Origin of the sequence: Pseudoalteromonas sp. BSi20495 (genome assembly GCF_000241185.1) — a bacterium.
GTDB classification, from domain to species: Bacteria; Pseudomonadota; Gammaproteobacteria; order Enterobacterales; family Alteromonadaceae; genus Pseudoalteromonas; species Pseudoalteromonas fuliginea.
Map to the genome: position 1 here is coordinate 1 of NZ_BADY01000048.1, position 14945 is coordinate 14945.

A 14945-nucleotide genomic window follows, 5' to 3' on the forward strand; every position below is an offset into this window, starting at 1 on the left:
TGGATGTAAGCCAGTAGGGTAACGCAGGAGCAGTTACCGAGCCCACTAGGTTACAAACCTCGCGCCGCGATTAAATCGCCCCTAGTTTTAACAAATTTTAATCCGCAAAGTTCAACAGACCCTAAACAATAAAATTAGCTCTATTGAGTCAATCACTTAACTTTTCAAGCTGTGGTTTTCCACATGCTTTTACGTAACATCACCAATAGTTTCACTTCAATACTTACTCTAGGATAGTTACATACGCAGTTTCTCGGCGTTATTCATTAAAAATGAAAGTGTTAACAATCTTATTTAGCTTAATTGAGGGTACTATCATGGCTTACGCAACAACAAATCCATATACAGGTGAGGTTGTAAAAACCTTTCCTGATGCTACTGATGCTGAAATCACTCAAGCAATAGAAAATGCCGATTCGGTATTCCAATCTTGGAAGCGAACATCTTTTTCTTCACGCGCAAAAATAATGCAAAAAGCGGCCGACTTATTACGCAAAAATGTTATTAAATACGCTAATTTATTAACCCTAGAAATGGGAAAAATAACATCAGAAGCAAAAGCCGAAGTAGAATTATCAGCCGCTATTTTAGAGTACTACGCTAACAACGCTGAAAAACTTCTTGCACCTACAAATTTACCCGTAGCAGAGCCTGCTGAAGGTGAAGCAGTTGTTGTACACGAACCGCTTGGTGTACTACTTGCTGTTGAACCATGGAATTTCCCGTATTACCAGGTTGCTCGTATCATTGCGCCACAATTATCAGCGGGCAATACGATGCTACTCAAGCACGCTGGGATTGTTCCACAATGTGCAGCAGCATTTGAAGCACTTATGCTCGAAGCAGGCCTACCTAAAGGCGCTTTTAAAAACCTGTATGCCGCACACTCTCAAACAGAAATGATCATTTCTCATCCACGAGTTCGTGGGGTTGCACTTACGGGTTCTGAAAGTGCTGGTGCAATAGTGGCTGCAGCCGCTGGTAAAGCACTTAAAAAGTCTACATTAGAGCTTGGTGGAGCCGATGCGTTTGTTGTACTTGCTGACGCTGAAATGGAAAAAACAGTTAATTGGGCGGTATTTGGTCGCCACTGGAACGGTGGACAAGTATGCGTATCATCCAAGCGTATGATCATCGAAGATAGCGTTTATGATGAATTTGTTGAACTTTACACTGCAGGTGCTGCTAAGTTGCAGGCAGGCGATCCGCTTGTTCCCGCCACTACGTTAGCTCCGCTGTCATCACAAAGCGCTGCTGATGAGTTAAAAACAAAAATCAATGAGGCTATTAAGCTTGGTGCAACAGCCACTGAAGTGGGCCCTAAAGTACCGAGTCAAGGCGCCTTTGTACAACCCACCATTTTAACAAATATTAGCGAAGATAATCCTGCGCGCAACTGGGAATTTTTTGGTCCTGTATCAATGCTATTTCGTGCAAAAGATGAAAAAGACGCAATTAAAATTGCAAATGACTCTCCATTTGGCTTAGGTGGATCAGTATTTACCTCAAATCCTGAACATGGCTTAGAAGTCGCTAAGCAAATATCTACCGGGATGATCTTTGTCAATCATCCAACAATGGTTAAAGCAGACCTACCATTTGGTGGCGTTCGTCGCTCTGGTTTTGGTCGTGAGTTAATTGGCCTAGGGATTAAAGAGTTTGTTAATCATAAACTTATTGATGTTGTTGATATTGACGCGCCTTTTTAAAGGCGCTGTTAAATAGCATACAGAAAAATTATTTATATAAATATCTATAAATTCAAGTCTAGAGGACATTTTTATGAAAAATATAAATGACAAAGTAGCACTTGTGACTGGAGCTGGTCAGGGTATTGGACGCGGTATTGCATTACGGCTTGCAAGCGATGGGGCTGATATTGCAATCGTTGATATTAACGAAGAAAAAATGGCAGTAGTCGCTTCAGAAATTGAAAATCTTGGTCGTAAAGTAACGACGTTTAAAGCTGACGTAAGTAACCGCGATGAAGTATATGCTGCCGTTGAACATACTCAAAATACACTAGGTGGATTTGATGTCATGGTTAACAACGCAGGTATCGCACAGGTTAACCCTATTGCCGATGTAGAACCTGAAGAAGTCTCGCGCATCTTAAAAATAAACATTGAAGGTGTGCTATGGGGAATTCAGGCTGCAGCAGCTAAGTTCAAAGCTCTAGGACATTCAGGAAAGATCATTAATGCTTCATCGATAGCCGGACATGATGGTTTTGCTATGTTAGGTGTTTATTCTGCAACAAAATTTGCAATCCGAGCTTTAACACAAGCATCTGCGAAAGAGTACGCCAGCGATGGTATCACCGTAAACGCCTATTGTCCTGGGATTGTGGGTACTGATATGTGGGTAACAATTGATAAACGCTTTTCAGAAGTTACAGGGGCTGCTGTTGGTGAAACCTACAAGAAGTTCGTGGATGGCATTGCGCTAGGCCGCTCAGAAACACCTGACGATGTTGCAAGCTTAGTTTCGTATCTCGCAAGCCCAGACTCAGACTACATAACTGGCCAGGCAATCATTACTGATGGTGGTATCGTCTACCGATAAGGTCGCGGACAAGGTGTTCGATTAAGGAAAATTGGCTTACGGCAGCAAGTGAATGAAATGCAAGCTACATCACCCTGTAGTCAGTGAGATGGGGAGCTGTTCTCTATATTATTTCGTGCAAAAGATGTAGCCGACTTAACATTTAATGTTGTTGATATTGACGCGCCTTTTTAAAGGCGCTGTTTCTAGCTTTTTAATATTATAGGAAAAATTATGAACCAAAAAATGAAAGCAGCCGTTGTAGAGCAATTTGATAAACCTTTAGTTCTACGTGATTTAGATATTCCATCACCTAATGCAGGGCAAATATTAGTTAAAACAGAAGCCTGCGGTGTATGCCACACCGATTTACACGCAGCAAACGGTGATTGGCCATTAAAACCAACCCCACCATTTACGCCTGGTCATGAAGGTATTGGGCTAGTTACTAAAGTTGGTGAAGGTGTTACTAGTGTAAAAGTGGGTGATAGAGTGGGTGTTCCGTGGCTTTATTCTGCTTGTGGACACTGTGAGTTTTGCTTAAGTGCCTATGAACCCGTTTGCCCTGATGCTGAGTTTGGTGGTTACACTAAAAATGGCGGCTTTGCCGAATATATTATCGCTGACCCTAATTACGTAGCGCATATTCCTGATGGTTTATCAGCAGTACAAGCAGCCCCTATAATTTGTGCTGGCATTACAACGTACAAAGGTATTAAAGAGACCGATGCTAAACCAGGTGAGTGGGTTGCAATTTCAGGCTGTGGAGGGCTTGGTCATTTAGCAATTCAGTATGCTAAAGCTATGGGTCTTAAAGTCTGTGCCGTTGATATTGATGATACAAAACTTGAACATGCCACCTCATTGGGTGCAGATGCGGTTGTTAATGCAAAAAAAGCGAATGCCGCTGATACAGTCAAAGAAATAACTCAAGGTGGTGCGCATGGCGTGCTTATTACAGCGCCTTCACTGCCTGCATTTGAGCAAGGGGTTAACATGACCCGCAAACACGGTACATGTGTTTTAGTTGGCTTACCACCAGGCGAGTTTCCGACGCCGCTATTTGATGTAGTAGCAAATTGTATCACTATAAAAGGATCGTTCGTTGGTAATCGCAAAGATATGGCCGAGGCATTGGCTTTTGCAGCACAAGGCAAAGTTAAAGCTGATATTGAATTACAGCCTTTGAGCGCTATCAATAACATTTTTGAAAGGCTCGAAAATGGCAAGGTCCCTTCTCGCGTAGTTATTGATTTTACACTTTAAATAGCAATAAATACGGTGGGCACGTGCCAATAAGCAACAACCACCACCGTATTACTGATTCCACGCCCTAAAACACTAATCTCTACTCTTGGCATTAAAATCTGAGGTATAAAATGAAAATCGGTGTTCCAAAAGAAATTCGCACAGGTGAGCGCCGAGTCGCAACAACCCCTGATGCTGTAAGTAAATTAATAAAACTTGGTTTTAATGTCGCCATTGAAACGGGTGCAGGTATGGCGGCTAATTACACAGATGATGCGTATATCGCAGCAGGTTGTGAAGTAGTTAACTCAGCACAAGATATATGGGCACAATCTGATATTGTGCTCAAAGTACAAGCACCTGAAGTTGATGAAAATACATTACTAAAAAGTGGACAAACATTAATCTGTTTTTTATGGCCTGCACAAAATCCAGAGATACTAAAAGATTTAACTCAACGCGGCATCACCGCCATTGCAATAGATAGCATTCCTCGTATTTCTCGGGCACAAAAAATGGATGCCCGAAGCTCAATGGCTAATATATCTGGCTATCGTGCAATTGTAGAAGCAGCCCAACATTTTGGTCGCTTTTTTACCGGACAAATTACAGCGGCAGGAAGAGTTGCTCCCGCCAAGGTACTTGTAATTGGCGCAGGTGTTGCTGGTTTAGCCGCTATTGGGGCTGCAAAAAGTATGGGCGCAATTGTTCGCTCATTTGACACGCGCGCTGAAGTAAAAGAGCAAATTGAAAGCATGGACGCTGAGTTTTTAATGCTCGACTTTAAAGATGAAGACGGCTCAGGCGAAGGCGGTTACGCTAAAGTAATGAGCGATGAATTTATCGAAGCCGAAATGGCATTGTTTGCAGCGCAAGCTAAAGACGTTGATATAATTGTTACTACCGCGCTCATACCCGGAAAACCAGCGCCTAAGTTGATCACCAGCGAGATGGTTGCATCAATGAACAGCGGCAGCGTAATAGTCGACCTCGCTGCTGAACAAGGCGGAAACTGTGAATTAACAGTCCCGGGAAAGGTTGCCGTGTGTCATGGTGTGTCGATCATTGGTTACACCGATTTACCAAGTCGCCTTGCTACGCAATCGAGCCAATTATACAGTAATAACTTATACAACCTGTTAGCCGAAATGACCCCAGAAAAAGACGGCGAACTCTTTGTTGATATGACAAACGACGTTGTATTAGGTGCAACCATATGCACAGAAGGAAAAACAACCTGGCCGCCACCAGCGACCACACTATCTGCAACCCCTAAAAAGGTAGCCGCAACACCAATTTCTACCCCCACTATTGTTGAGAAGAAGAAATCGGTATTTGGACCTATTATTGGCGCTGCTATCGGTGCATTAGCACTGCTTGGTCTTGGTGGCGTTGCACCCGCTGATTTTATGTCTCATTTTACCGTTTTTGTTTTAGCCTGCTTTGTAGGTTATATGGTTATTTGGAGTGTATCGCCTGCGCTGCATACGCCTTTAATGAGTGTAACCAATGCCATTTCAAGCATTATTGTTATCGGTGCTTTAATTCAAATAAGCTCAACAGACGACACCATTAAATGGTTTGCCGTTTTTACCGTGTTAATTGCGAGTATTAATATTGTTGGCGGCTTTGCTGTAACACATCGCATGCTCAAAATGTTCCGTAAGTGAGGTTGTCATGATCAGTACTGGTATTGTAACCGTGGCATATATTGCTGCGATGGTTCTTTTTATTTTGGCTTTAAACGGCCTATCCAATCAAGAAACTGCCCGTAAAGGTAATTGGTATGGTATTTCAGGCATGGTTATTGCGCTTTTTGCGACTGTTTTGGGCGTTGTTACCAATAACTATATTGAATTGATGATTGCACTATTAGTGGGTGGCAGTATTGGCCTACTTGTAGCCAAACGCGTGCAAATGACTGAGATTCCAGAGCTGATTGCTATTTTGCACAGCCTTGTTGGGCTCGCGGCTATAATGGTTGGCTATGCTAATTTTGCTGACGCTTCCAGCCACTTTTCGGGTATTGATTTAACTATTCATGATATTGAAACCTATGTAGGAGTTTTAATTGGCGCTATCACATTTTCAGGTTCAATTACCGCTTTTGGTAAATTATCTGGTCGAATAGGCAGTAAGCCTTTAACACTACCAGGACGACACATATTTAATCTTGTTTTATTAGTTGCTGTAGCGTGGCTTGGGCAGCAATTCGTTGTGCAGTCTGCTGTTGGTAATGGCATGTTGCCGCTGGTTATTATGATAGCGCTTGCTTTAGTTTTTGGTGTTCATATGGTTATGGCAATTGGCGGTGCCGATATGCCCGTTGTTATATCTATGCTTAATAGTTACTCAGGCTGGGCCGCTGCCGCGACAGGCTTTATGCTAAATAACGACTTACTTATTGTCATTGGCGCATTAGTAGGTTCAAGCGGAGCTATTTTAAGCTACATAATGTGCAAAGCTATGAATCGAAATTTTTTATCTGTCATTGCCGGCGGCTTTGGTGGTGGCAATGTAAAAGCCTCATCTGGTGAGGTTCAAGATCAAGGTGAAGTGCTTACCATAAGTGCAACCGAAACAGCTGCACTACTTATGAGTGCAAAAGAAGTAATGATTATTCCGGGGTACGGGATGGCCGTTGCAAAAGCACAGCAAATAGTATGCGAACTCACAAATAAATTACGTGAAAAAAATATTAATGTGCGCTTTGCAATACACCCTGTTGCAGGACGCATGCCTGGACAAATGAATGTGTTACTCGCTGAGGCTAAAGTTCCTTACGGTATTGTGTTTGAAATGGATGAAGTAAATGATGATTTTCCACAAGTCGATGTTTCACTTGTGATTGGTGCAAACGATATTGTTAACCCATCTGCACTTGATGAACCAAATAGCCCTATTGCGGGAATGCCTGTACTTGAGTGTTGGCAGGGCAAAACATCCATTGTTTTAAAACGTAGTATGGCAACTGGTTATGCTGGGGTACAAAATCCACTATTTTTTAAAGAAAACACTCAAATGCTCTTTGGAGATGCCAAAGATACGTTAGTTGAAGTTGTTGCTGCACTATAAAAGTAACGTTGCAAAGCCGTGGGGGACTCCATGGCTTTGTTATTTTTGCATTACTTATATTTTTGAGATCAGCTTAATTGCCGTGATTACAAATAGTTAAACTACCTACTAAATTTTTGAATCAAAATTGATTTATTATCCAGCTTTTAGATTAGGGCGTGTTGAGTATTATAGTACTTGTTATTTTTATAAAACCATTTTTTAAGTCAAATGTGGTGGTATTAGGCTTTTATCACTTATCTGGAGCGCTTTAGCGGCTATATTTTATCTACCTAGACTACGCAGTCTTTAAACACTGCTCAATAATACGATACAGCTCAGATGCTTTGGTCGGCTTGGCCACATGTGCATTCATGCCAACGGATAAATAGTATGCAATATCATTTTCCATAACATTAGCTGTTAAAGCGATGATTGGAATATTGGCAATCGTTTTATCGCTGTCATTTCGTATCATTTTACTCGCTTCAATACCATCCATAATTGGCATATGGATATCCATTAATATCAAGTCGAATTGTTGAGATTTATGGGCTTGAATACATTCAAACCCATTATCGACTAAATGAATTACCACACCTTTTTTCTCCAACATTGCGGTAATAACTAATTTGTTAATCTCGTTATCTTCGGCTACTAAAACCTTTAAACCAATTAAAGATGGGTGATTAGCTGAATTTTTTGAATCTAAAATACTGGTTTGAATTGAATTGAAAGAATCTGCAATAACAATTTTCTTATTAACTTTCACTGATGCGGTAAATTCACTGCCTAAATGTTGCGTACTTACGACAGAAATATCGCCTCCCATTAACTTACACAAACGTCTACTTATTGTTAAACCTAATCCTGTGCCGCCAAAGTTTCGGGTCGTAGAGCTATCTTCTTGCGTAAATGCATCAAATAAGTGAGATACGTTTTGAGGTGCGATACCAATGCCTGAATCTTTAACAATAAAGTGTATTAATATTCATTCATCATCGTTCAGTATTTGCTCTGCATGAATGCAAACAGACACCTTCCCGTGTGAAGTAAACTTTATTGCATTAGAGCATAAATTTAATAGCACTTGATTAATGCGAACAACATCTCCGACTAAATCAGATGGAACATTTGATGCTACATTAACTATAAATTTAATGCCCTTGTCCTGAGCTTGGTTTTCAAACGTTGTTTTTATGTAATCTACAACAGCGTTAACCGAAAAAGGAAATTCTTCGAGGTTAGTATTTCCTGATTCAATTTTAGAAAAGTCTAAGATATCGTTTATCACGATTAACAATTGATCCGAAGAGTATTTAATTTTATCTAGGTACTGCCTTTGTTTTAGTGGCAATTCACTTTCAAGTAAAATATTGGTGAGGCCTATAACTCCATTCATTGGGGTTCTTATCTCATGACTCATATTAGCCAAAAACTCTGATTTAACCAAAGCTAAATGCTCCGCTTCATCTTTTGCTGTTAATAACTCTTTGGTTCGTTGTTCAACACGAAATTCTAGTTTTAATTTTTCGCTATCTAACTCTTTTAACAGCTGTACGCGTTTGCTATTCAAAATTAAAAAAACATTAAAAAACTACTTAGCGTTAATATAATAATAATTGCGCTATAAATAAGCATTTTGTTTTCTTCAAAATAGGTAGGTTCGTAATAGGAAAGCATCGACCCTTGGGGTAAACGTTGAGGATCTATTTTAAACTTTTTTAATTGTCTCCAATCATAATAGTGCGCACTGAGTTTTTCATCATCAATCGGTTTTAAGCTTTTATTTTCCTTAAAAAATATGATTGATTCTGCGATGCGATTACCAATGGTTTCGCCCGATAATAAGTACCCGCCAACAATACCAGAACCTAATAACGCATGCCAATAACTAAAAATAGGAGCTTGGTTATCACTTGTTAGTAATTTTACAAACTGAAAAGGACTTAACTGCTTCCCCTTGTACTTTCGAAAAATAGGAGTAAACAATACAATGGCATCAGATGGGGCATTATTTATTTTATTTATTAAGGTCTCGGTTGGCACATCAAACCATTTTTCTATCCTCAAATGAGGAAAATCATTACTAATAACCGGAAGAAGATTTTGATAAAAATTACGCCCCATGTCATTCGTCGTATCTAAAATAACAATGAGCTCTTTTGGGTTTATTAAATTAACTGCATCTTGAGTTGCCTGCTTGTAGTCTAATTTAGCATTTATTGTGACCGTATTGATACTCTCAGGTACTGTAAAATTAGCGCCTGGCTCTAGATATATTTTTGGTACATCTGGAAAAAAACCATAAAATTCAGTCAATAACGCTGCAGCTGATACCGATTGAGTAACAATGATATCAATTTTTCTGTTCTGATACTTTTGCTGTAAATACAGTTTCATCACTTTTTTTTGCTGTACTTCATCAAAGCGACCAACATCCATATTTTCAACAAAGAGATCAAAGTCAAAAGCTTGTCTAGTTAATTCTGCACGTAATCCAACCTCAACACTTTTTTGCCATGGCATATCTTGATTTATAGAATTAATTAATAGAACTTGCGTAGTCTCGGATGATACTTGAGCATGCAAATTAGCACTAAAAAGCTGAAAAAATAGAAATACTGTTACGATATGAGTTTTCATATTTCCCATAGCTTCATTTAAAAAAGTCTGAAGAGGATAGATTGCAATCATTTATATATCAACTAATACAAATTACATAAAATAAAATGAGCAACTGTTACGATTGGCAAATACTTCTACAACAGAGAAGAAACAAAGTAGATAAGTTATTTAGCTCGCAAGAATGAGTCATATTTTAATAATATTGATATAAACATTAGCTTCAGTTACGTGGCTAATTGTTTAGATAATAGTGACATAGTGTTTTATAGATACACCATGTCATTTTTACATCTTTTTAAAAACAAAAAAGCCGCTATTAAGCGGCTTTAAAATACTTTTTCAACATTTTGTATTTTGTCTTAGGTCAGAACGGAATATCGTCATCAAAATCAATGGTTGGTTCCATTGGGTTTGATGCGCCACCTTGCGGAGCACTTTGTGGTTTAGGAGCGAAACCACCTTGTTGCTGCGGTGCACTATTTTGTTGTGGTGCAAAGCCGCCTTGCGGTTGTTGGTATTGGTTATTTTGTTGTGGTGCTGGCGCTGACTGAGGTTGCGCTGCAGGTGCTGCTTGCTGTTGTGGAGCATAACCACCTTGTTGCTGGTTATTTTGGCCTTGATTATTTTGACCATAGCCACCGCTTTGTTGAGCACTTTGCGCTTGATTACCTTGGTAACCACCACCTTGTTGTCCACCTTGCGGCTGATTACCTTGGTAACCACCACTTTGTTGATCGCCACCACGTGCGCCTAACATTTGCATTTGACCAGTAAAGCCATCTACAACTATTTCTGTAGTGTATTTTTCTTGGCCTTGTTGATCGGTCCACTTACGTGTTTGAAGTTTACCTTCAACATAAATTTGTGAACCTTTACGACAATATTCACCAACAATTTCAGCTAACTTGCCAAAGAATACAACACGGTGCCACTCAGTTTTATCAACCATTTGGCCAGTGTTTTTATCTTTATAGCTATCTGAAGTTGCTAAGGTAATATTTGCTACACCGTTGCCGTTAGGCATATAACGAACTTCAGGATCTTGCCCTAAATTACCAACCAAAATTACTTTGTTCACACCGCGTGCCATGGAACCATCTCCTATAAATGTTAGATTAAACCAGCTACTTTACGCGCTTGGTCTAGGTCAAATTCTTTATCATTAATCTTTAAATAGCTGCGACTTTCATCGCGAACCACAGTTGCTTCTATTACGCCTGGTAAAGCAACTAACTGAGAAGCAAGCGTTTGAGCATGCTCTTCAGAATCTAATTTGGTCATTAAACTAATAACTTTACTTTTGGGTGGGACTTGCATTTTCCACGCAATAATAAGCCATATTAACCCAACAAGTGCCGCTGCCGCAAACACAGCTTGCGTCGTTGTAGTTTGTGCTACATAGCCACCTAACATACCGCCTAAAAAGGCGCCTAAAAACTGACTAGATGAGTAGCCACCCATTGCTGAACCTTTTTGGCTTGCAGGTGCTATTCGCGATACAAGCGCAGGCATAGTGGCTTCTAAAAAGTTAAACGCCACAAAATAAAGCAGCATACACACAGCAATGCCTACTACACTATTAACCCATACCGACATTGCTAACATACTAATAGTTAACAAGGCTACTGAGCCAATAAACGCTTGTTTTTCTTTTCTTTTTTAATGGCCACAATCATTATTGGTACCATTAATAAAAATGCTAAAAATAGCACTGGAATATACAAATACCAATGCTGGTCGGCAACCAAGCCATCTTTAATTAATTGACTCGGCAGTACCACAAAAATTGTGGTTAGCGTTAAATGCAATAACAATACACCTGCATTTAATCGTGCTAACTGGGGGTGCTTAATTAATTTTTTAATGTCGCTAAAGCTTGCTAATGTATCGCCTTTGGGCGCTTTATTTACCGCCTTTGGCACTAGCATGGTCACTATAAATATACCAAAGACAGCTAAAATAGCAGTCAACCAGAATACGCCCGCAATACCCCACGAAGCTGCAACAATTGGCCCAAGTAACATAGCAAAGGCAAAGCTCATTCCTATACTCATGCCAATAACGGCCATTACCTTTGGTCGTTGCTCATCACGGCTTAAATCTGAAGCAAACGCGAGTAGTGCACTGGCTATTGCGCCCATACCTTGTAGAGCGCGCCCTACAGTAACCATTTGAATAGAATCAGCTAATGCAGCCACTACAGAGCCAATGGCAAATACAACTAAGCCACCCACAATAACTTTTTTACGACCAATTTTATCGGATAATCGGCCCATAGGTATTTGCAGTACTGCTTGCGTTAAACCATACGCACCAATGGCAAAACCAATCCAAATAGGCGAAAAACCTTCAAGCGATTGTCCATAAATAGCCAATACAGGCATCAGCATAAACAAGCCGAGCATTCTAAATGCAAACACACTCGCCAGCGATACTGCGGCGCGTTTTTCTCGTGAATTAAGTGAAGATGCGGTCATTATCTGCGTGATCTTACTCTATGAAAAATTGAGGTTGGGATTCTACCATAAGCTTGGCAATAATTAATCGCCTATAAGTAAGGATTTTTCATTGATCAAGGATTAATATTGCTTCGTATTATGCGATACTGAGTAAATAATTTTGGCAATAAACGAGATAGCATGGAAAACATTGAAGTCCGAGGCGCCCGCACGCACAATTTAAAAGACATCAGCCTAACCATTCCACGTGATAAATTAATAGTTATTACTGGTCTATCTGGTTCGGGGAAGTCATCACTTGCATTTGATACACTTTATGCAGAAGGGCAGCGCCGGTATGTTGAATCACTCTCTGCGTATGCAAGACAATTTTTATCGCTTATGGAAAAGCCTGATGTAGATCACATTGAAGGCCTCTCTCCTGCAATTTCTATTGAGCAAAAGTCAACGTCTCATAACCCGCGTTCAACCGTAGGTACTATTACCGAAATTTACGATTACTTACGACTCATGTTTGCCCGCGTTGGCGAACCACGATGTCCTACACATGATTTACCACTTGCTGCGCAAACAGTGAGCCAAATGGTAGATACTGTTTTGGCTCTACCTGAGGGCAGTAAATTAATGCTGCTTGCGCCAATAGTAAAAGAGCGTAAAGGTGAGCATGTTAAGTTATTAGAACAGCTATCTAGCCAAGGTTATATTCGCGCCCGTATAGACGGTGAAGTATGTGACTTGTCTGATCCTCCAACGCTTGAGCTTCATAAAAAACATACAATAGAAGTTGTTGTAGACAGATTTAAAGTAAAAGATGGCTTACAACAACGCTTAGCAGAATCGTTCGAAACCGCACTTGAAATGTCTAATGGCGTTGCACATGTAGCATACATGGACGATAGCAGCGCTGAAGAGATTCTATTTTCAGCAAATTTTGCCTGCCCTACTTGTGGCTATGCAATGACTGAACTTGAGCCGCGTTTGTTTTCGTTTAATAACCCAGCTGGTGCGTGTCAAACCTGTGATGGTTTAGGTATACGTCAATATTTTGATCCTAATCGCGTAGTGCATAACCCGGAATTAAGCCTTGCTGGCGGTGCAATTAAAGGATGGGATAAACGCAGCTTTTATTACTATCAAATGCTGCAAGCGGTTGCGGATCATTACAATTTTGATTTAGATGTGCCTTATCAAGATTTAGACAGCGACTCGAAAAAAATTATTTTAGATGGCTCTGGTAGCACTAAAATTGCGTTTAATTACCGTAACGACCGTGGCGATTTAATTACGCGTAATCATGAGTTTGAAGGCGTTTTAAATAACATGAATCGCCGCTACCGCGAGACCGAGTCAAACTCAGTACGCGAAGAGCTTGCTAAATACCAAACAAGCCAAGCATGTCCTAGCTGTAATGGCTCGCGTTTACGCGAAGAATCTCGAAATGTATTTATTGGAAAAACCAACTTACCTGCAATCACGTGCATGAGTATTGGTGAAGCTATGGAGTTTTTTGAAGGGTTAACGCTAACTGGACAAAAAGGCCAAATAGCTGAAAAAATACTAAAAGAAATTCGCGACCGTTTATCGTTTTTAATTAACGTTGGCCTAAATTACTTATCACTTGAGCGCAGCGCCGACACACTATCAGGTGGTGAAGCTCAGCGTATTCGCTTAGCAAGCCAAATTGGTGCAGGCCTTGTAGGTGTAATGTACGTACTAGATGAGCCATCAATTGGGCTACATCAGCGCGATAACGACCGCTTACTACAAACACTGGTCCATTTACGCGACTTAGGTAACACCGTTATTGTGGTAGAGCACGATGAAGATGCTATTCGTGCCGCTGACCATATTATTGATATTGGTCCAGGCGCGGGAGTTCATGGTGGGCATATTATTGCGCAAGGTACACGCGACGATATTTTAGCAAGCAAAGAGTCTGTTACGGGCCAATTTTTATCAGGCGTACGTAGAATAGAAATACCAAAAGAACGTCACCCAACAAACGACAAATGGCTAGAGCTATTTGGCGCAACGGGTAATAATCTTAAAAATGTGGATTTAAAAATCCCATTTGGTTTAATGACGTGTGTGACAGGTGTATCGGGCTCGGGTAAATCAACGTTAATAAACGACACCTTATTTAAACTTGCTCATACAGAGCTAAATGGCGCAACAACTGCCGAAGCGGCACCGTATAAATCAATTAGCGGTTTAGATCATTTTGATAAAGTGATTGATATTGATCAAAGTCCGATTGGTCGTACTCCGCGTTCAAATCCGGCAACCTACACAGGTATATTTACCGGCATTCGTGAGTTATTTGCAGGCACACAAGAAGCGCGTTCACGTGGCTACAAAGTAGGTCGCTTTAGCTTTAACGTTAAAGGCGGACGCTGTGAAGCGTGCCAAGGTGACGGCTTAATTAAAGTTGAAATGCACTTTTTACCTGATGTGTATGTACCGTGTGATGTGTGTAAGAGCAAACGCTATAACCGTGAAACGCTCGAAGTACAATACAAAGGTAAAAACATACACCAAGTACTTGAGATGACTGTTGAAGACGCTCATGATTACTTTGATAAAATACCGGCTATTGCGCGTAAGCTTAAAACGCTGATGGACGTTGGTTTATCGTATGTCCGCTTAGGACAAGCCGCTACCACACTTTCAGGTGGTGAGGCGCAACGTGTAAAACTAGCACGCGAGCTATCAAAGCGTGATACCGGTAAAACACTCTATATATTAGACGAGCCAACAACAGGCTTACACTTTGCCGACATTGAACAACTGCTTGTTGTATTACATCGCCTGCGCGATCACGGCAATACAATTGTCGTTATTGAGCACAATCTTGATGTTATTAAAACAGCAGACTGGGTTATCGATTTAGGACCTGAAGGCGGAGCTGGCGGTGGTGAAATACTCATTGCCGGTACACCAGAAGAAGTAGCCGAATGTGAGCGTTCGCACACAGGTCATTACCTAAAGCCATTGCTTTAATACCAATAAAAA

10 protein-coding genes and 1 pseudogene are annotated in these 14945 nt (G+C 40.6%); 6 read left to right on the plus strand and 5 right to left on the minus strand.

Features of this window, described 5'->3' with window-relative positions; genetic code table 11:
* The first annotated feature begins 317 nt into the window (after window positions 1–317).
* From P20495_RS13310 to P20495_RS13290, 5 genes are all read left to right on the plus strand, one after another.
* Complete coding sequence (locus P20495_RS13310) at window positions 318–1709, plus strand: NAD-dependent succinate-semialdehyde dehydrogenase (protein WP_008135215.1); 1392 nt, start codon at window positions 318–320, stop codon at window positions 1707–1709.
* 73 nt (window positions 1710–1782) lie between these two features.
* Complete coding sequence (locus tag P20495_RS13305; RefSeq protein ID WP_008135217.1) at window positions 1783–2565, plus strand: acetoin reductase; 783 nt, start codon at window positions 1783–1785, stop codon at window positions 2563–2565.
* Window positions 2566–2790: 225 nt separating this feature from the next.
* Entirely contained in the window at window positions 2791–3810 is a 1020-nt protein-coding gene (gene adhP / locus P20495_RS13300) for an alcohol dehydrogenase AdhP (RefSeq protein WP_202945844.1), read from the plus strand.
* A 113-nt stretch (window positions 3811–3923) separates the two neighbouring features.
* A complete protein-coding gene (locus P20495_RS13295; RefSeq protein ID WP_008135221.1) occupies window positions 3924–5462 on the plus strand; it encodes a Re/Si-specific NAD(P)(+) transhydrogenase subunit alpha in 1539 nt (512 codons plus the stop codon).
* A 10-nt stretch (window positions 5463–5472) separates the two neighbouring features.
* Window positions 5473–6867: an NAD(P)(+) transhydrogenase (Re/Si-specific) subunit beta gene (locus tag P20495_RS13290; RefSeq protein WP_033015439.1), complete on the plus strand. Its 1395-nt coding sequence runs from the start codon at window positions 5473–5475 to the stop codon at window positions 6865–6867.
* 277 nt (window positions 6868–7144) lie between these two features.
* On the opposite strand, the gene P20495_RS22455 is transcribed toward P20495_RS13290, so the two are convergent.
* The 5 genes and pseudogenes from P20495_RS22455 to P20495_RS21940 form a co-directional block, all read right to left on the minus strand.
* Window positions 7145–7837, minus strand: coding sequence for a response regulator (locus tag P20495_RS22455; protein ID WP_306304975.1), 693 nt, complete (start codon window positions 7835–7837; stop codon window positions 7145–7147).
* Window positions 7838–8422 carry a two-component sensor histidine kinase gene (locus P20495_RS22460; RefSeq protein WP_008135226.1) on the minus strand — a complete coding sequence of 195 codons (585 nt, stop codon included), beginning with the start codon at window positions 8420–8422 and terminating at the stop codon, window positions 7838–7840.
* Window positions 8423–8424: 2 nt separating this feature from the next.
* Window positions 8425–9543 (minus strand): diguanylate cyclase, encoded by a 1119-nt coding sequence (locus P20495_RS22465; RefSeq protein ID WP_242401467.1) that lies wholly within the window; start codon window positions 9541–9543, stop codon window positions 8425–8427.
* Window positions 9544–9838: 295 nt separating this feature from the next.
* Window positions 9839–10564 carry a single-stranded DNA-binding protein gene (gene ssb, locus P20495_RS13280; protein WP_007378609.1) on the minus strand — a complete coding sequence of 242 codons (726 nt, stop codon included), beginning with the start codon at window positions 10562–10564 and terminating at the stop codon, window positions 9839–9841.
* A gap of 20 nt (window positions 10565–10584) precedes the next feature.
* Window positions 10585–11951 (minus strand): annotated as a pseudogene (locus P20495_RS21940) (MFS transporter).
* A gap of 162 nt (window positions 11952–12113) precedes the next feature.
* On the opposite strand from P20495_RS21940, the gene uvrA reads away from it, so the two are divergent.
* A complete protein-coding gene (uvrA, locus tag P20495_RS13275; RefSeq protein WP_008135235.1) occupies window positions 12114–14933 on the plus strand; it encodes an excinuclease ABC subunit UvrA in 2820 nt (939 codons plus the stop codon).
* Window positions 14934–14945 lie beyond the last annotated feature (12 nt).